We start from the raw sequence: 17,966 nt of genomic DNA on the forward strand, positions 1-17,966 counted from the left end.
TCCGTTGTATCCTCTGTTAAAATGCGACGACACGAAAGCTAAGTCCGCTTCCTCTGACATGCGGTTTGTTCCAATCGCGGTAAGCACAGCGAATCAAAGAAGGCGTGTATTTCCATCCACCGCTGCGTACAACGCGCAGAATATCTGGATTATCCATATTTTCCCGCCCATCGTCAGCTTGATAAGGATAGCGAAATTCAGGATTATGGGTATCTGTTCCCCAAATCGTACTTGTCCATTCCCAAGTATTACCCGCCATATCAAATAAGCCGTAATAACTTTTCCCTTGTGGATAGGCGTCTACTGCTGTTGTCTTACCAACCTGCTTGTCATAATTAGCCAATTGGGAGGTCGGCGCGTGATTCCCCCAAGGATACAGGCGTTTATCTATCCCGCGCGCCGCTTTTTCCCATTCAGCTTCGGTGGGTAAACGCACACCCGTCCACTTACAAAAAGCGACAGCGTCATGCCATGTCACCCACACAATGGGATGATTTTCTTGACCTTTTGGTAAACCATGTCCCCACAGTTTATCCCGATCAGCCCAAGGATAATTGCTGTGTGCTAAAAATTGTACCCATTGTGCATTGGTGACGGGAAAACGGCTGATTTGATAGCTGGGCAAAGAAACTTTGTGTTGTGGTAGTTCAACAAGTTTCGCCCAATCATCCGCAGCGGCGACCTGATCTACCTCCAGATTAGTACCCATCCAAAAGAAACCTGCGGGGATTGTAACCCAGTCAAAGCTGTCTAATAACATTGCTCACCTAAAGTTATTCACAGCAGAATTAGTTGAGATTGATACTGTCTGTCATCAAGTTTGCTCTGGTAAAAAAGTTGAAGCAAAGCAAAATCTTGAGTTTTATTAAATTGTTTCAGGGCATTGCGGGTTTCTGGTTGATAATCCTTATGGACAGTATAATCGCCATAACCATCAGTATTGTTCTCAGACCACAACCCTGTATAAATCGGTACGTTCAAATCACGGGTTTCGGCAATTACTTCAACAACACTTTGGATACGAACTGGCTTATACTGATGAAGTGAAAAAGCTTTGGCTAAAGGTGTGCCTTTGGCGACGTATACGGGATTGAGATAAATCACCAAATCAGTACCAAATTTTTGACAAACTCCTGCCAGATATTCAATTGTTAAAATAGCCTCATTAATCCCTTCTTTTTCGGTCATTGTTGGGCCGGGTTTTAACAAGACATAGCTTGTCAGCCTAACCCCCATTTCACCCAGCAGCTTAATCTTGGCTTCAAAATTTTTCCGGCGAATGGTTTTATTCAAAATGACTTCGCGCAAATAATCGTCTTGTGTTTCAAAACCAACTGTCACATCAATGATCTCAGCATGGGTTAAATGGAAAATGTCTTCTAGGGTTGCTGGTAAAATATATTCTGGGCGAGTTTCCAATGATAGGACTTTCAAAGAAGAAATCGCTCGTGCTTGCTCAAGTAAGTAAACTATTGCTTCCTTAGGAAAACGTTCCCGATCTAGGATAGACCCTTCGTTACCGACTGAAAGTTGTTGGAAACTACTCAATTCATCTGCATATTGCTCAAAACTCCAATCAATTTGTTGTTTAATTTTCTTAACTGGCAGGGGTTCAGGATGGGATTTCGTTGGCAAACTACAATAAGAACATTGAAATGGACATTTTTGGGCATAAAACGCAATTACCAAATCTTTGAGGCCGAGAAATGTACGTTTACTTAGATAAATGGGACGCAAAATTTTATCCTGACTTTCCATATCGTGTAGCCTTTTCATTTGTATGGGTTTTAAACAATTAGCAAGCTGTCCCAAGAGAAGAAATCTTAATCAGCCTTGGGATAGGTTAGATATGTTTAAATTTTTTTGACGTTAGACTAATCAACCGATCAATTCAGAAATAAAACACGTAATTTTTTTCATTTTCATTTTAAAGTCTAGCTTTTTTGATTGTTGCGAATCGAGAGATTGAATTTTTACTTTGAGTAAGAATACCAAAAAGTCATCACTTTGACAATTCATGTTTTTTGGTGTTCTTTAACTAATCTTTGTAATTAGCAACATAAAATATCCTTGATTTTTTTATTTTATGTCTTGAGATAGATATACAAAATGAATTGAACCTTGGCTCAGTCTGAAATCCCTGAGAAACTACCTATCTATAGATAGATATAGCGAGAAATATATGTAAATAAATTTTTCATGGATTAAATATTGATGATTTACGCATTGACAAATTAGATAAAACTTGTAACTATTTTCTAACTACTTAACCAACCAAATACGCCAAATGAGACATTAACAATTACGATTATGGAAATACCTATCATCTCCGCAGACTCCCACGTTATCGAACCCCCTAACCTGTGGGTCGAGAGACTTGATAAGCAATACCGGGACAGAGCACCGCACATCTTCTGGAATGAGGAACGCCAAGGGTGGTTTTTCGTATGCGAAGGGCTGCAACCTGCATTGGTCAACTCGCTGTATGCAGTGGACAAATCTCCAGAAGAGTTTGCTAAACAGCGGAAGGTGGGAATTGAGGCTGTCCGGCGTGGCGGGAATGATCCCGGCGAGCGCCTCAAGGATATGGAGCGTGACGGTGTTGCGGCGGAGGTTCTTTACACCAGCTTAGGTATGTCGTTGTTCTGGCTTCAGGATGCTGCGTTCCAGAAAGCCTGTTTTCGGGCATACAATAACTGGCTTGCTGAATTTGTCAGCTACGCGCCGAATCAACTGTTTGGAATAGGGCTGATCTCACTTTGGGACGTGGATGACGCGGTTCACGAGCTGTATCACTGTCAAAAAATGGGACTAAAGGGAGTTGCAATTTGGGCTTCTCCACCTGAAGAACGGGCATTCACAAGTACTTGTAATGACCCATTCTGGCGTGCAGCCGAGGAACTGGAGATGCCGGTGAGCTTGCATATCCTGACAGGCTACAAAGAAAGCCCAAAGGTCTTTGACTACAGCACGAATGTGGAGCGGTGTCAACGCAACATGATTTTCCCAGAAGAGATTCAGCACTCTTTGACGGATATCATCTTCTCTGGCGTGCTGGAGCGCTTTCCCAATCTGAAGTTGGTGCTGGCGGAGAACGATATCGGCTGGGTCGCTTATCATCTACTGCACGCAGACCGTATCCATGTCAAGCTTGGTCCCATCGCCCCCACTTCCCTGACGATGAAACCCAGCGAGTACTTCAAGCGCCAGGTCTACGCCACCTTTATGGAGGATGAAGTTGGCATCCTGACCATGCAGCTCCTCGGTGCAGACAACTTTATGTGGGGCAGCGACTATCCGCACTATGAGTCAACTTGGCCGAAGTCACGGGAAATTCTCTCGCAGTCCTTTCAGAATAGTCCCAATGAGGATCGAGTCAAAGTTGTCTACAAAAACTGCGCGAAGCTTTATGGACTTGATGCCTGAGACTCTGAAACTTTAAAGGAGAGCGTAATGTCTAACCAGCAAATTATGATTGACGTCCCTTGGTATCGATTCATCGACAAAGATATCGAGTCTAGAACCCTAGCAAGCGTTGGCTTCACGAACCTAATTGCGAAGCAGCCCTATGCGATGGATGATGCAACATTGGACGGGTACCGATCGCGATACACCACACTCAAGAAATTTCAGGAGATCACCCGCGACATCTTCGTGGCGAGTCTGCGTGGGGAAGCCGACCCTGCGATCGCTCATACAGTTCTCGCCGGACAGCCACCTTGTCGTGGCAAAGAGTTCCATCTCAAACTCACCGAAAAGCAGCTGAAGCTCCCTGTTTTCTTCCGCACCGACGAAGCAGCGCCAGGAGCAATAGTAGAGATGCAGTGTCCTGGTTCTGGATGGGAAATCGCGGATCATCTTAGAGACATTTACCTCGCTTTTCCCGATGACTTCGGCAAGCCGACTCGATTTTCTCGCTCCCTAGCCAGTAGCTTCGCCCAATCTCTGCGCGGCTATGTTGGCGACGAACCGATTATTCATCATCTTCTTAATAATTCATCACGCCCGCATGGTGGGCGTTACTTTATTCAACGATGCCGGGAGGAGGGGCTGCGGTTTTTTAGCTGGGATGCTGTCCAGTGGAAAGACTGCAACTTTATCCGTGCCCATGAGTTCTACGACCTGAGATACAACGGATTTTTTGACCAGTGGATGGAGGCTTGCGAAGAAGGACGTTTGCTGTTCGACCATCCCCCCACGCCCTTGTATGATGCAAAAGTGATCATGGCATGGCCCTTTTGGAACAAGACGCGGGAATACTACTCCGATGACATCCGGGCGCTGTTTCCGCATACAGATATTATTACCCCAGAGGGCTTTCATCTGGCGGATGGCTCTTGGGTCAGCTTGGACGACTATTGCCAGACGGACAAGAAAAAACGCACCTACTACTTTAAGTTTGCTGGTACAGACCCAAACCTGAACTGGGGAAGCCGCGCAGTCTATTACACGGGAAGTCTTTCAGGGGTAATGTGTCGTCAGATGTTCGACAGAATCCTTGCCGACTACCAAGTCGGGCATCACTGGATTGTCCAAGAGGCGCGAACCTGGCCCGAAACAGTGACGGCCATTGAGAGAGACGGACAAGAGGTTACGGTAGATGCCTATACCAAACTCAGTGGCTATTACAGTCCCGACGGACTGGTCGGTATCCTGATCATGCAAGAACACTCTCGGAAGGTTCACGGGTCGCCGAAAACCGTGGTGAGTATCGTGTTCTGAATCCAATAAGGAAAAATGCATGAACTTCAAAAATAAGAGAAAGCGATGTTAGAAGAAATCATCGACTTTTCGATTGAGAAAATTTAGTCTTGAAAGGTAGTTTTGGAAATGACCGACGTTTTAAGTTCTACTCCATCAATTCAACTACAGGGAATTGTTCACCCTGACTCCTATTTTCAAATAGTGGAAAAAAACGAGATTGATTGGCAGCTTTGGATTGATGTCTTGCGGGGAAAAGTAGCTGGCGCAATCTTCCGAGGTGTTGTAAATCAAGAAATACGTCAACAGATTTGCCACAATTTCTGGCACAGTGTTTCTTTAAAGCAAAAAAGCGATGGTCTACCTGCTCATGCAAAAGCTTTTATTGGCGCTTCACTTAGTAAATCACTAGAATTTTATTCTGAAGAGGTAGAAAGAACCAGTCAAGATATCGAGGCACTTTTTGACAATACGGGCGATTTCTACCTGTTTTTACTCGACAACATTAAGAAGCATCTGGCTGACCGAGGATGTTCGCTTCGAGTTGCTGAATATAACGGACGTCAAGCCGGAAAATATAAAATGCGTTCTTGGCTAAATACAGGCGATTTCGTGATTGTTCCTCATGATGATTCAGGGGTACTAAAAGCTCACCACCTGCAAGGTTTTGAGGTCGGGCAAATTGATCGAGTTGTCGGAGTGCTGATTTGCCTAGAAAATGGAGAAGGTGGTGACCTTCACTACTGGAATATTTCTCCGAATGACGAAACCCGCGAAGCTCTCGGTTTTAAATCCGATAGTTTTGGTTATCCTCTAGAAGCTCTTGCAGACTTTGACAAAATTACTGTACCTATTTGTCCTGGTGATATTTACCTATTTGATGTTACCAAAGTTCATGCTGTCGGAGCTAAGACCGACGATGAAGTCAATCGTACAACGATTTCCTGGAGTATGGGATTTCTCGATCCGAAAACCGTCCTGCATTGGGCTTAAAATTGCTTGGTAGTTCTCAATAGACCTTTCCCAAAATTCTTGGAAAGATTTTAGTCTCTACAAGGATTTCGGGCAATGCATAGTTTATTTCCTAATATTCTTATTTTAAAGCAAAAGAAAACAAGACTCCATGCTACAGAAAAAACCAAATCACGCAAGTGAGTAAGAGAATGAAAATTCGAGTAATGTACGTCATGGCGACAAATTTACGCTCCAAGACCTTTGAATGGATCTGTCGTGACTTAAACAAAGAGAAGTTTGAATTGTCATTTATAATATTTGACCAAGGCAAAACGAACCTAGTCGAATATCTGGTAACACAAAATATTCCATGCCTTAGCATCAAATACTCAGGTATACAGAACCTGTTTTGGGCTACTTGGCAGATCTACCACTACTGCCGAAGAAATAAGATTGATATCGTACACGCACATGGCGTAGATCCCTGCATAGCTAGTTTTATTGCTGCCTATTTTGCGGGAGTGAAAATACGTATACAAACCAGACATCATGGAGGACCCTTTCCTTTCCCACTGCGTTCTCCTTGGAGTGGAGTTTACGACCGTTTTATCAATTTTTTATCTTCAAAAATCATAGCACCTAGCCAGAATGTCAAAAACCTACTAGTCTCTTGCGATAAAGCTGCCCCAAACAAGATCGTTCTTATACGTTATGGTTTTGATCTGGAAGCTTTTACAAACGTTTCGGAAGAAAATGTGCAAACGATTAGAGATAAATACAATATCGGAAACGTCGCTCCAGTGATCGGCGTTATAGCAAGATATGTTGAATGGAAGGGTGTCCATTACATTATCCCAGCTTTTCAGAGGTTGCTTGAAGATTATCCATCTGCCTTTCTTGTACTCGCAAATGCGAGGGGTCGCGACAGCGACGTGATTCATAGGCAACTCCAATCAATACCGGATGACAGATATGTGGAGATTCCGTTTGAAGATGATCTCTTCTCCCTATATAAGATTTTCGATGTATTTGTACATGTTCCAATTACTCCTACACAAGAAGCTTCTGGACAAGTGTATGTAGAATCTCTAGCAGCAGGAATACCTTCTGTGTTCACGCTAGCTGCTCCTGTGGATGAATTTGTTATTCATAATAAACATGCTTACGTGGTGGATTATCAAAGTAGCGAGCAAATATACACAGGAATCAAAACTATTCTAGAAAACCATTCTCTCAGAGAATCTTTAGTTTGTAATGGATATCAAGAAGTTCAAGAAAGGTTTAATATCAAGTCAGTAATTAGTTCTCTAGAAACTCTTTATTTTTCCGAATTTGAAACGATAAAAAGGGGAAGGGGCAGCCAACGGCTGCCCCGTGTCCACCCTTCGTAATTTGCGAAGGTATTGTCTAATAAAGACCAATTTACTCATTAAATTAATTAATGTTGAATCCAGAGAATAAAGCTCATGGTGCCCGCATACACAGGGATTCGCCCCCCAAACCCAGAACCAGTTGATATACTCTTTCTCAACCTCAGCAACTGGCCCGGACGCCCAGTTTATCCTTACGCTTTTGTCCAGGTGTCGGCGCTTGCCCGTCGGGCAGGGTTGTCCGTTGTCCGTTGGGACGGGTTGGGTCTTAGTCGGCAACAGCAGCTTGAGTGTATCACGAAACTGGTCAAAGACCATCAGCCCCGCGCCGTAGCTTTTACCATTCGACAAGCTGATTCCACTATCTCGGATGACTACATCAGCCCAGATCCCAAAGGCAGCCCTAAAAACCCTTGGTTCCCGGTCGAAGACACTCAGGCTGCCATTAAGCGTATTCGTGAGTTATCCGATGCCAAGATATTTGTCGGTGGATTTACTTTCACTGTTAACCCCGTGTCTGCTGCGGAGTATTTACAACCAGACTTTGGCATTATTGGCGAACCTGACGAATTTATCACGCACTTTGACGAAGTTCTTAATGGTCGTACCGAGGGCATATCAAACTTGCTCTATCGTGCTGATGGTCAATGGCAACAGAATCAGCGCGTATTTTGGGGACCTTTTGACGATATAGAATATACAGAAGACATTATCGACGAAATCTTCCGTTTTCACGGTGAGCGCAAACTCCGCAACAGCCACCTTGCAGATGTCCCAGGTCTTGGCACCGCTGAGGATTCAGGACGTTCCATCGCCATTGAAATATCGCGTGGTTGCCCTTGTTCCTGTGCTTTCTGTTGTGAACCTAAGGTAAAAGGAAAGACCCTGCGGCTACGAAATTTGGATGTTATTGAAGCAGAAATTCACAACTTACTCCGGTATGGACTCAGGTATTACTGGTTTGTGTGTTCTGAGCTGAATTTCACGAAAGACCACGTTCTGGAGTTAGCTGAACGGGTGATTCGGATTAACGAAGTATTACCGCGCCCTATCTTCTGGCGGTCTTATTTTCTACCTGTAAAATTCAACAAGGACGATTTGCGGTTGCTCTTGAGATCAGGTCTGTTACTTGAACAAAATGGACCTTTTTCAGATCTGAGCGATGAAACCCTAAAACAGATGCGCGAACCTTATCGAGCAAGACATGCTCTCCAGCACATCAAAGACCTTATAGAACTGAATGAAGAACCAGAGTTTAAGGCAAGACGTCTACCCCGCTGGATTTTATGGTCATGGCTCGCAAATCCTTACGCCACGCTGGATTCTGTCCGCACAACCTTAGAGATATTTAGCAAGGAGAAACTTGATTTAAAGTACGATCAAGCAGAAGGTTATCCGGCATTGCGAGTCTATGAATGTCTTGACGGTCTCCCTGAACAGACAAAACAAGAGGCTATTATCGTAACCCAAGATGATGCTACTCCCAAAACGCTCATTCATCCAGCTTTCTACTACAGTCGTGAACTAGTAGAACATTTTGGAGGGATTGCAGATGTACACGATTTCCTGAATTATGCACAAGAGACGTTGCTCTCACGATACTACAGAGTGACGCGCAACTGGCACTACTTTGCTCAAAAATTGGAATTTTCAACACTTCAGGAGATTGTAGCTCCTCTGAAAGCTGCGGACTTAGAAGCAATCCAACTGCCTCCTTGGGTGGAACATCCCGATCTGGGAAAGCTAGATCCCACACATTGGCGGGAACAAGCAAGTGTTTTATTGCAACAGAAAAATTCGGTGCTAGAGCAGCTAATCAATACTAAGCAACTAACAAAAGAAGTTCACCCCAAACAAGATGCAGAAAACGCAATCCTTGCCTTTATTTTACACGCGGCTTTCTCGGCAAGTCGCAAGGATTTGGCAGTTGTTTTTGAGAAGCTTAAATTGCCCCTTGACTGCGAAGGATATCCACCAGCATCGCCCTACCTCACCCTTTCTACATTGATGAGATTCCACACTACTGAAGCTTCGGCTCTTGAGGCTGTGAAGAAAGACTTCACACCCAAACAGCTAGCATGGTTTCGCTATTATCTCTATGCTATCAATGTTAAACTCGAACCAAAATACGCTTTTCTGGCACCGAAAGGAACAGGGAGTAACTGCAACTAAATCGCTTGACATCTTTTGACTTCTTTTTCAAGTTACTATTATCTTGCAGAACTTCTAGGCATTTGCCAAACACAGCTCCATGTCGAACAGCTTGCTTGTCACCCCTTCAGAATTCTGTCCTCACTCTCATCTCCGGTCTGCCTTCTGCCTTTTGCTATAGATATAAACTCTCCTCACCCTTCTTTAAACCGTGCACATTTGGGATGCTCCCTAGCTTAGAATGTCGCCTCAACGGCTGGCAAACCCTCGGAAGAATAACGTCGAGCAGCTTCTATAAAAGCCATAACATCCGCCTCGCTCGTATTAAAAGCCGTCACTAATCGAACCGTTGTCGAATTTTCTCCTCCCCACGGATAGAAATAGAAGCCATCAGCAAGAAGACTGGAAATCAAAGCCTTAGGCAACTGAATAAAGATTTCGTTAGCCTGCACGGGGTAACAAAGTTCCACGCCCGGTAATTCTACCAGCCCCTGAGCTAACTTCTGCGCCATCTGATTAGCATGGTTAGCATTGTTTAACCACAAATCCTGCTCGATATAAGCCAAAAGCTGCGCTGACAAGAATCGCATCTTAGAAAATAGATGCCCACTGCGCTTGCGACGATAGCCAAACGTTTCTGCTAAAGTCTGATTAAAAAAGACCACCGCTTCTGCTGCCATTGCACCATTCTTGGTTGCGCCAAAACAGAGAACATCAACACCTGCACGCCAAGTTAAATCCGCAGGAGAACAACCTAGGCTAGCGACGGCATTAGCAAAACGTGCCCCGTCGATGTGGAGGTAAAGACGATGGCTCTTTGCCACCTCAGCCAGGGCACCGATTTCATCGGGAGTATAGACGGTGCCGGCTTCAGTAGCCTGGGTGAGACTCACCGCTGCCGGTTGGACGTGATGCACAACGCCAGCACCAGCTTGGGCTAGCACAGTAGCTAAATCAGTGGCTAAAATTTTTCCCTGAGAACCCGGAAGTGTGACTAACTTCGCGCCACCCGTGTAAAATTCAGGTGCGCCGCATTCATCAACATTAATGTGGGATTCGGTATGGCAGTAAATCGCTCCAAACGGTGGAGTCATCACCGATAGTGCCAAGGCGTTGGCGGCTGAGCCAGTTGCCACCGGAAACACTGTTACGTCTGTCTCAAATAAATCGTTGAACTGAGTCTTTAAGCGCTGAGTGTATTCATCTTGTCCATAGGGCATGGCGACTCCGGCGTTAGCCGCACTCAAGGCTGCCATGATTTCCGGTGAGATGCCGGTGACATTATCGCTAGCAAAGTTCATGGTTTTGGTATTTCAGGTTTTAGCCAGATGATGAGCAGTTCTTGGAGGTCGTGGTAAAAGTGTTAAAGGCGATCGCTGTTTGGATAGTTGCCTCTACTGTCGATTCTGCAACTTTCTCATTTCTTCTTGCACACCGACGGCAATCTGCAAAGCTTGATCGAGTACCCGTCCATACTCACTGGCTTTATCGCTTAATTGTAGCGCTGTCAAAGCGGTCAAATTTGTTGTAAATAATTGTGGATGCTTGGCAATAAAATTTTTGTTTTCCCTCAGGATTCGTTCAGTTTTCAATGCCCGCTCTAAATCGGATTTCATCACACTTAGGGCTTGAATGACTTTTTCGCGATCGCTTAAACCCACGCCTGGGTTACCTGCTTCTTCGAGTTGATCGTTGATATCAACCGCTCTAATCACGGCACTGTAGCGATCAACTTCTTTCACCAGCCGTCTGACAGATTTAAACTTTAGCCATCGGATTGTAGACATCCCTAGCTTAATCAACAAATCCCCAGGCTCTCTGGGTTTTCCTGCTGTATAAAAATATCTAACTTTATGGGGATTTTCACCAATTAAATTGGTTAGATATTCTTCTGAAATCACCAAGCCCTGCAAATCTGGTCGCATAGCCCTATATCCTCTGAGTTTCCCTCCCTTCGTCTCCCCTTCCCTTCCTAGTTTTCCAGCCAAAGCGTAGTGCCTTTGCTGGAGATGAAGGTAGAGAGATAGCCGCCATGCGGTAACCTCAAACGCGATCGCTCCTCAAGATTGCCGCTAGATTAATTGTGCCTGACAATTTGGTGCGATCGCTCTAATTTTTGCCCTAGCGTTCAACATCACTTCACGTTTGCTTGAGGTAAAGACTTATAAGTATTACTTTTCTCAAGGTTAATGAAACTTTTTTGAAAATAGAACTCCACCCCCTAGGGCGTGTTTTCAAACTTCCCCATTAAATTCAGATCCCTCCAGCTCTCCAGACTTCGTCTCGCTTCGCTATCACTAAAGCTCCGGTTAAAAAGGGAGGAGAATTCAGTCAAAATCCCCCTGATAAGCTGTCATGCATTTAAATTGGGTATCAGTAGCGACTAAGATGGTCGCACTACAAGGATTTTGCAATTCTTGATAATAGGATTTAAATGACGAACAGTTTATCTAACAGGCGAAGGTCGGCTAATTCCTCTTGTAGGGATAGTATAGCCGCCCAAAGGTATCACGGAGACAATCCGCACGCCAATTCTCTCTGTAGTCACAATTAATTATTGGCTTATCAGTTGAGTGAGACGCTTTAATATACTCAAAACCTGATGCAAGTCGTCGTCGCGTTCAATGGATAATGCGTAAGAGCGAGCATACTGCGGTTTTTCTGAATGGATTAGTTTGAGGAATACACACTCTCTGCCATTGACAAGTAAGCCAAAAGTTGGTTGTTCAATTGATGGAGCATATAGCATATAGGCTAGAGCTTGAGGGAGTGCAGACATGACATCAAATTTAGTGCTTTTTGACTCAATGACGAGCATCCAAAATCGCTTCTGCAAAACTAAAACATCAATGTTTCCTTTAACAATAACTCCATCATCCTCAGCCGAAATCTCGACGGAAGTTTCCGTTTCTATCTCAAAAGGAGACTGATAAAATCCGGCTAAATCTAGCAAAGGAGACAACACTACCATTTTTACAGCCTCTTCTGACATAGGACGACGCCTAGTCAGATTTAAATAATTACTTTTCACTCGTGCTAGAGCTTGCTTTTCAGCCTCGTTCAATGTTGGTAAATTTTCTACCCACTCTGGAAAAAATTGAGCTTCTGTAATTAGTTGTAAGCCAAAGTTCTCTTCTAGCTCGTAAAGACTGATTTCTTTGGCTTTTAAGGTTTGAACCATATTATAAAGATTTTCCTTTGACGTTATATTATTAGGATGATTAGTTTAAATTTTATCTATTTCAAATAAATAACGTAATTATTTTTAATAAAATTATTGGTCTCTAGTAGATAAGATTAATCCTCGTCTATCTACCTTGTTCTCGAATCGCATTAAGAAACTCAGTCATCGCCTCAAGCTGGGAAGGCATTAGCACACAGCGTACCAGCAAGTCTAAATCTAAATGTGGCAGAAACTCACTATGCGGAATCAGTTCATAATCTTCTCCACGAAAACAGTAGAGAGAAAGCTTGTTATTTTCCCAAAACCAAACTTCAGCAATCTTAAATCGCTTGTATCGTTCTAGTTTTTTAGTATCGCCACTTGTAAAGGCTACTTCAATAGCCAGGTCAGGATGCTCTTTTCTTTCTCCTATGTAATAGGACTGGTCTGGTTCAAATGAAGTCCCTTTAACTTCTGACTCACGAGTTGCACTGCCTACAGGAATAAATTCAATCCGCTTCTCTAAAAAATAAAGTCCTAGCAATAAACCAATAATAGTTTTAATAATTTCATGCTGTTCCCCAATCGTCATCAGTTCCACACGCCCATCAAGATAAGATACTCGTACACCTGGTACTTCTGCCATCAAAGCTTGAATCGCCTTGAATTGCTGCCAACTTTGACGACCTGGTAAAACTAGCCGTTGTTCTTTAACTGGGATAATTTCTTTTATAGATTGTGTTGTCATAGGTGTACTACCCCCTACTCTAGGATGACCAACCCCCACCTAGCTGTAACCAACCAGAGGCTTACATTCAGCAAAACTGGAGTCAGACTTGACGATTCACTGTATTTTCTCTAGGTTTGTTGTTGTTATTATAATTGTTTGATTGCACTCGCTCCTCAGATTTTAGGATGCGATCGCGCGACTTAAGTATACCGCCTTCATGGACATGAGTCTCACTGGAGAGATGACAGAAATATGGCAACTTCAACAACAGCTAATAAACGTCCCAAAGAACTATCAGAGTTTGTTTTTTTCCTACCGTCTAAATTTGGCTCGATTATGGCAGGCGGAGACACAGCTTACCTGACCAAGATAAGAAAGACTGAAAGACCTGTTATCTATATTGAGCGCCGTAAAGGGAGCTATCCTTATACTGTTCTTTTAGATGTCGTTGAAGGTTTTTCTACAAACCAAATAGACCTAACAGAAGACACCATTGCTCAAATCCGTAAAGCTTTAAGGACTAGACAGACTACGAAAGGCTGTTTAGAGCAAGTGGAAATCAGTGAACGTGTCTTTTATTGCTATTATCGAACGATAGAAGATGCTGTTGCTGTTGCTAATACTTTAGCTGGCATAGAGTACAAGATTGAACATCGGACGGTGTAAATTTGTGCGAGCGCAAATATGCTAACCAAGTAATAAGTAAGGGGTGCGATCGCCTTTGCGAACACACCCCTTACCATGTTTTCAGGCTCTAAACTAATGCGGTGCTTTACGTATCCTGTGTACTAACCCAGTTTAATGTACTAACTCGATCGCTCTTTTAGTCAGCGCCTCAGCCGTTATCCCATTAAACGCCATCAACTCCCCAGCACTTGCAGTTGTTTCTCCTCGTTTCCAAGCAAAGGTATCCCGCTTACAATTACTCCGCAACATGATCGGTTCCAGCATCAAAGAAGCACCACCTGTGACTCCAATCAACGCATCACCATCAAACAACCCTGCAAACCCAGCATCATCCAAAAACCCACTATCCGATTCAGAACAAGTATCCCAAGCAACATCGTGAGGACGGTACAAACGGCGAGGATTAATCACCGAGACAATCCGCACGCCAATTCCTTCGGTTTCCAAATGGGCAGCGGCTTCAAACACTGGAATCAGCGTCATATCACCAATTACGGCAAATACAACCTGCTTACCGCCCTCGACTTCGTGCAACACCACCGCACCATTTTGCAAGCCTTCACGAGTTTGTGCAAATGTGGTGCGAATCGGCAAGGGTGACTTACTTGCAGTAATCACAATTCCCTTATTCTTCGTTGTCAGCGCCCACTCATAACAGGCTTGGATACTATTCGCATCCGGGGGAAACAGGGGGAAGACATTACCATTCCGCATCATGGCGGCAAAATATGCCTCAATTTCCGGACGCTGGTGAGTCCAACCGTTGCGCCCTTGCTCTAATGCCCCTGCGGTATATAGGGTAATCGTAGAAGGAGTGGGACGGCGTAATTCTGCCATCGCCTGCGTTACCGTTTGCCAAATCGGTAAACCGTTAATCGCAAAGGATTCGTAAGAACACCAAAGAGTACGAGCACCCATCAGGGATAAACCCGCAGCCAATCCCGCACAAGCATCCTCACTCAACGGTTCATAAACTTGTCCTTTAGGCGCTTGGTTGTAGAGAGTATCCGCTGTGGGGTGGATAATCTTGAGGGCTTGGTTAATGTTGGCAATACCAGAGGCTTCATTACCGTCGGCGTTGGTGACGAGGAAATTGCGATCGCTCTCTCCCACCTTACCAACCAACCGCCCCATCGCTGTCGTGGAAACTTTTGGATCGCCTCCTACCGCAAACTCTTCCAGGGGTAATTCCCCCAATTCTGGTAAGGATAACTCAAATTCCGTTACCACCGTCTTCGCAGCCGGGCCACCTCCTGCGCGTTCGCAATTAGTTCTTACCAACTCCCACGCTTCAATCGGCAGCGATCGCGTTTTCAGCGCTTCCATAATATGGGGACTATCCAGCGTGTCTTTAGGATACAGATTGTGAGACTTCGCCCCCCGTGCGTGGACACCCGCCCCTTTGAGCTGTTTAATGATAAACACCGTCAGCTTCCCACCCAGGGCAGACTTCGCGGCTTTATCCATCGCCACCAACACCGCTTGGGTAAATTCTAAGCGCTTCTCCAGGGAGAAAGCCGTGCTATCCACATAATCCCCTGGCTGGTTTTGGTCGTCAAAGTCCTTCGCATTGACTAAGATCACTTCTTCAAACCCATTACCCCGCCAGTACTCCACCATCTCCTCGTTGGATTTGGTGGACACCATGCTGTGATGTTCCTGGCTGTAACCATTCCACACCAGCACCGGTAGGAAGTTCGTCACTTCGGGATAAGCCGTATGGAAATGCGCCATACTGCTCATTGGATAAGGTTCACCCATCCCCCCATCACCGAGGGTAAAGGCAAACAATTTATCACGATGCAAGAGTGCGGCTGCCATAGCGAAGTGTTGCCCTTGTCCCAAAGGGCCAGCCGGTGCCAGAATGCCAGGAATATAACCAGATAAATGACCTAAAAGGCCGTGTTTTTCCCGGAAGCGATCGCGCAATTGCTGCACGGTAGAAATCCCCATATCCTCTAAGGAGCGATCGAGGAACATGGCGCTATAGAAACCCGGAGCATGATGTCCGACTTCTGTCAAGATATTTTTATGCCCTAGCATCACTAGAGCTGCATAGGCTTCCGCTTGACTGGCAAAGCCGCCAGGGTGTCCAGAAGCTTTACTCGCCGTGACTTGCAAGGTCAGGTAACGCAGGGCATCAGCCGCTAGCAGAGTCTGAAATACAGCTTTTGGGTCATTGGGTTGAGCGATCGCTTTTTGTCCTTGTGCGATCGCAGGTTCCTTACCAAGCTTGTCAAAACCGGGCAACGCTTCACCAAAATACTGAATCCCCTCGCAAAAACTAGGGGCTTGAGTGGCAACGGTCATAATCTTAGATCCCTCTTTTAACAACTGCGTCCCTGTAACGGGTTGACCTTACTAGGTAGATCGTACAATCTGGCAACCCCGGAAATAGCGCTTTTAAGGGGGTCAATTCAAGGATTCTAAGCGATGAAATATCTTATTGATTGGATAGAGAGTTCTAAATCACCTAGCTACCAGGACTACTGGCTAGAGCGTCCAAGCCTTTGTCTCTTTTTTTAACTACATCTTTTTTGTTGGATCGTTCATACTTTCTGTGTAAGTAAGTTCCACTTTACGACCTGCTCAGAACTGGCTCAATTGCCTTTGCATCTAATTGGCACAAAGGAAGTAGCCAAGAAGGTTGCCGCCGTTGAATTTCTCGCTGTTGAATTAGGAATTGCAGTATGACATTACCTCCTAGTCCATCCACACCACCCTTAGTGCAGATGCTCCAGTGGATTGCTCGCCCTATGGCCTTAATGGAAGACTATACCCGAAGGTATGGCGATTGCTTCACATTACCTGTAGGTAGAAATTTTGGCTCTGTAGTTTTTGTGAGCCATCCCCAGGCAATGCAGGAGATTTTGAGCGACTCCAAGCATTGGGAGGCTCCGGGTGAATTTAACGAAATTTTTGCGCCTATACTCGGAAAACATTCGGTGATCACAGTGAGCGGCGCACGTCACCAGCGTCAGCGGCAACTGTTAATGCCTCCCTTCCATGGAGAACGAATGCGAGCTTATAGTCAGCTCATTGAGAAGGTGACCGAGCAAGTCATGTCGCAGTGGAGGCAAGATGAACCGTTCTGTGTCCGGTCTTCCACACAAGCGATCGCACTGCGGGTGATCTTGAAAGCCGTATTTGGTCTAGATGAAGGCCCACGCGGTCAACAACTCGAACACCTTCTGGCTGCCCTGCTGGATGAGACCAGTTCTCCCTTCAGCGCCGGTATTCTTTATTTTCCCATCCTACAACGGGATTTAGGCCCACTGACTCCTTGGGGGAACTTTCTACGCCGCCAGCGAGAGACGGACAAACTGATCTACGAGGAAATTCAGGAACGTCGAGAACACCCCGATCCCACTCGCACAGACATCCTCAGCTTGCTGATGGCGGCTCAGGATGAAGCCGGTGAGTCAATGACGGATGTAGAGTTACATGATGAATTGATGACCCTATTGGTCGCCGGTCATGAGACTACGGCGACGGCATTAGCTTGGGCGTTGTACTGGATTCACAAGCTACCATCGGTGCGCGAGAGACTGCTAGAGGAACTGGATAGCTTGGGTGATGACCCAGACCCTAACACCATTTTCCGACTGCCCTATCTGAGCGCCGTTTGCGCGGAAACCCTGCGGATTTATCCCGTTGCCATGCTGACCTTCCCACGGGTGGTGAAAGTCCCTCTATCGCTAATGGGTTACGACCTTAAGCCGGGTACAGTCGTGATTGGCTCGATTTATCTCACCCACCGCCGAGAAGATTTATACCCTGAACCGGAGCAGTTTAAGCCAGAGCGCTTTTTAGAACGTCAATTTTCTGCCTATGAATATTTACCTTTTGGGGGCGGCAGTCGGCGCTGCATTGGTTTAGCGTTTGCCCAGTTTGAAATGAAAGTGGTACTGGCGAAGATACTGTCCCGCGTTCAACTGAAACTGGCGGATAATCGTGAGGTACGACCGACGCGCCGGGGTTTGGTTACCGCCCCCGATAGTAGCATCCGACTGGTTATGATGGGTCAGCGTCAGGAGAAAATGCCCGTGTCCCAAACCGTTGCCAGCGTGGGATGAAGTCCTCTCTAACTTCGCTATGGACAGATGAACCTGAACATGAGATGAATCTATCCTGAGCTGTTAAGCCCTAATGCCGCTTTGCTATTGTCGATGGCGGAAATTCTGGGTGAGTATGTTAAACCCAAAAAACA

At 45.3% G+C, this 17,966-nt stretch carries 14 protein-coding genes; 7 read left to right on the forward strand and 7 right to left on the reverse strand.

The window, feature by feature from the left end; all coding sequences use genetic code 11:
* Positions 1 to 16 precede the first annotated feature (16 nt).
* Entirely contained in the window at positions 17 to 760 is a 744-nt protein-coding gene (locus MIC7113_RS14300; RefSeq protein WP_015182886.1) for a formylglycine-generating enzyme family protein, read from the reverse strand.
* Between the two features lie 17 nt (positions 761 to 777).
* Positions 778 to 1,758, reverse strand: coding sequence for a radical SAM protein (locus tag MIC7113_RS14305; RefSeq protein WP_015182887.1), 981 nt, complete (start codon positions 1,756 to 1,758; stop codon positions 778 to 780).
* 552 nt (positions 1,759 to 2,310) lie between these two features.
* Here MIC7113_RS14305 and MIC7113_RS14310 point away from each other — a divergent pair.
* The 5 genes from MIC7113_RS14310 (at position 2,311) to MIC7113_RS14330 (ending at position 9,197) form a co-directional block, all read left to right on the forward strand.
* Entirely contained in the window at positions 2,311 to 3,426 is a 1,116-nt protein-coding gene (locus tag MIC7113_RS14310; RefSeq protein WP_015182889.1) for an amidohydrolase family protein, read from the forward strand.
* A 27-nt stretch (positions 3,427 to 3,453) separates the two neighbouring features.
* On the forward strand, positions 3,454 to 4,722 hold the full coding sequence (locus tag MIC7113_RS14315; RefSeq protein WP_015182890.1) for a hypothetical protein: 1,269 nt from the start codon (positions 3,454 to 3,456) through the stop codon (positions 4,720 to 4,722).
* Between the two features lie 108 nt (positions 4,723 to 4,830).
* A complete protein-coding gene (locus MIC7113_RS14320; RefSeq protein ID WP_015182891.1) occupies positions 4,831 to 5,694 on the forward strand; it encodes a hypothetical protein in 864 nt (287 codons plus the stop codon).
* Between the two features lie 170 nt (positions 5,695 to 5,864).
* Complete coding sequence (locus tag MIC7113_RS14325) at positions 5,865 to 7,046, forward strand: glycosyltransferase family 4 protein (RefSeq protein WP_015182892.1); 1,182 nt, start codon at positions 5,865 to 5,867, stop codon at positions 7,044 to 7,046.
* A gap of 75 nt (positions 7,047 to 7,121) precedes the next feature.
* Positions 7,122 to 9,197 (forward strand): B12-binding domain-containing radical SAM protein, encoded by a 2,076-nt coding sequence (locus tag MIC7113_RS14330; RefSeq protein ID WP_015182893.1) that lies wholly within the window; start codon positions 7,122 to 7,124, stop codon positions 9,195 to 9,197.
* Positions 9,198 to 9,412: 215 nt separating this feature from the next.
* Here the strand turns inward: MIC7113_RS14330 and MIC7113_RS14335 are convergent, their stop codons facing one another.
* The 4 genes from MIC7113_RS14335 to MIC7113_RS14350 all read right to left on the reverse strand — a co-directional run bounded on the left by MIC7113_RS14335 (position 9,413) and on the right by MIC7113_RS14350 (position 13,087).
* Entirely contained in the window at positions 9,413 to 10,477 is a 1,065-nt protein-coding gene (locus MIC7113_RS14335; protein WP_015182894.1) for a threonine aldolase family protein, read from the reverse strand.
* A 93-nt stretch (positions 10,478 to 10,570) separates the two neighbouring features.
* Positions 10,571 to 11,101 (reverse strand): hypothetical protein, encoded by a 531-nt coding sequence (locus tag MIC7113_RS14340; protein ID WP_015182895.1) that lies wholly within the window; start codon positions 11,099 to 11,101, stop codon positions 10,571 to 10,573.
* A 629-nt stretch (positions 11,102 to 11,730) separates the two neighbouring features.
* Entirely contained in the window at positions 11,731 to 12,357 is a 627-nt protein-coding gene (locus MIC7113_RS14345) for a type I restriction endonuclease (protein WP_015182896.1), read from the reverse strand.
* A gap of 127 nt (positions 12,358 to 12,484) precedes the next feature.
* Positions 12,485 to 13,087, reverse strand: a complete 603-nt coding sequence (locus MIC7113_RS14350) for a Uma2 family endonuclease (RefSeq protein ID WP_015182897.1) — start codon at positions 13,085 to 13,087, stop codon at positions 12,485 to 12,487.
* A 234-nt stretch (positions 13,088 to 13,321) separates the two neighbouring features.
* Between MIC7113_RS14350 and MIC7113_RS14355 the strand changes: the two genes are divergently transcribed.
* A complete protein-coding gene (locus tag MIC7113_RS14355) occupies positions 13,322 to 13,735 on the forward strand; it encodes a hypothetical protein (RefSeq protein ID WP_015182898.1) in 414 nt (137 codons plus the stop codon).
* A gap of 132 nt (positions 13,736 to 13,867) precedes the next feature.
* On the opposite strand, the gene MIC7113_RS14360 is transcribed toward MIC7113_RS14355, so the two are convergent.
* Positions 13,868 to 16,066, reverse strand: coding sequence for a phosphoketolase family protein (locus MIC7113_RS14360; protein ID WP_015182899.1), 2,199 nt, complete (start codon positions 16,064 to 16,066; stop codon positions 13,868 to 13,870).
* A gap of 380 nt (positions 16,067 to 16,446) precedes the next feature.
* Here MIC7113_RS14360 and MIC7113_RS14365 point away from each other — a divergent pair, with 380 nt between their 5' ends.
* Positions 16,447 to 17,832 (forward strand): cytochrome P450, encoded by a 1,386-nt coding sequence (locus tag MIC7113_RS14365; RefSeq protein WP_015182900.1) that lies wholly within the window; start codon positions 16,447 to 16,449, stop codon positions 17,830 to 17,832.
* Positions 17,833 to 17,966: the final 134 nt, after the last annotated feature.

The sequence above is a fragment of the Allocoleopsis franciscana PCC 7113 genome (genome assembly GCF_000317515.1).
In the GTDB taxonomy this organism is placed as follows: domain Bacteria; phylum Cyanobacteriota; class Cyanobacteriia; order Cyanobacteriales; family Coleofasciculaceae; genus Allocoleopsis; species Allocoleopsis franciscana.

What these genes read in the sequence shown, in the direction of transcription:
- MIC7113_RS14300 (WP_015182886.1), bottom strand. Translation starts at nt 760, where the DNA reads ATGTTATTAGACAGCTTTGACTGGGTTACAATCCCCGCAGGTTTCTTT.
- MIC7113_RS14305 (WP_015182887.1), bottom strand. Translation starts at nt 1,758, where the DNA reads ATGGAAAGTCAGGATAAAATTTTGCGTCCCATTTATCTAAGTAAACGT.
- MIC7113_RS14310 (WP_015182889.1), top strand. Translation starts at nt 2,311, where the DNA reads ATGGAAATACCTATCATCTCCGCAGACTCCCACGTTATCGAACCCCCT.
- MIC7113_RS14315 (WP_015182890.1), top strand. Translation starts at nt 3,454, where the DNA reads ATGTCTAACCAGCAAATTATGATTGACGTCCCTTGGTATCGATTCATC.
- MIC7113_RS14320 (WP_015182891.1), top strand. Translation starts at nt 4,831, where the DNA reads ATGACCGACGTTTTAAGTTCTACTCCATCAATTCAACTACAGGGAATT.
- MIC7113_RS14325 (WP_015182892.1), top strand. Translation starts at nt 5,865, where the DNA reads ATGAAAATTCGAGTAATGTACGTCATGGCGACAAATTTACGCTCCAAG.
- MIC7113_RS14330 (WP_015182893.1), top strand. Translation starts at nt 7,122, where the DNA reads ATGGTGCCCGCATACACAGGGATTCGCCCCCCAAACCCAGAACCAGTT.
- MIC7113_RS14335 (WP_015182894.1), bottom strand. Translation starts at nt 10,477, where the DNA reads ATGAACTTTGCTAGCGATAATGTCACCGGCATCTCACCGGAAATCATG.
- MIC7113_RS14340 (WP_015182895.1), bottom strand. Translation starts at nt 11,101, where the DNA reads ATGCGACCAGATTTGCAGGGCTTGGTGATTTCAGAAGAATATCTAACC.
- MIC7113_RS14345 (WP_015182896.1), bottom strand. Translation starts at nt 12,357, where the DNA reads ATGGTTCAAACCTTAAAAGCCAAAGAAATCAGTCTTTACGAGCTAGAA.
- MIC7113_RS14350 (WP_015182897.1), bottom strand. Translation starts at nt 13,087, where the DNA reads ATGACAACACAATCTATAAAAGAAATTATCCCAGTTAAAGAACAACGG.
- MIC7113_RS14355 (WP_015182898.1), top strand. Translation starts at nt 13,322, where the DNA reads ATGGCAACTTCAACAACAGCTAATAAACGTCCCAAAGAACTATCAGAG.
- MIC7113_RS14360 (WP_015182899.1), bottom strand. Translation starts at nt 16,066, where the DNA reads ATGACCGTTGCCACTCAAGCCCCTAGTTTTTGCGAGGGGATTCAGTAT.
- MIC7113_RS14365 (WP_015182900.1), top strand. Translation starts at nt 16,447, where the DNA reads ATGACATTACCTCCTAGTCCATCCACACCACCCTTAGTGCAGATGCTC.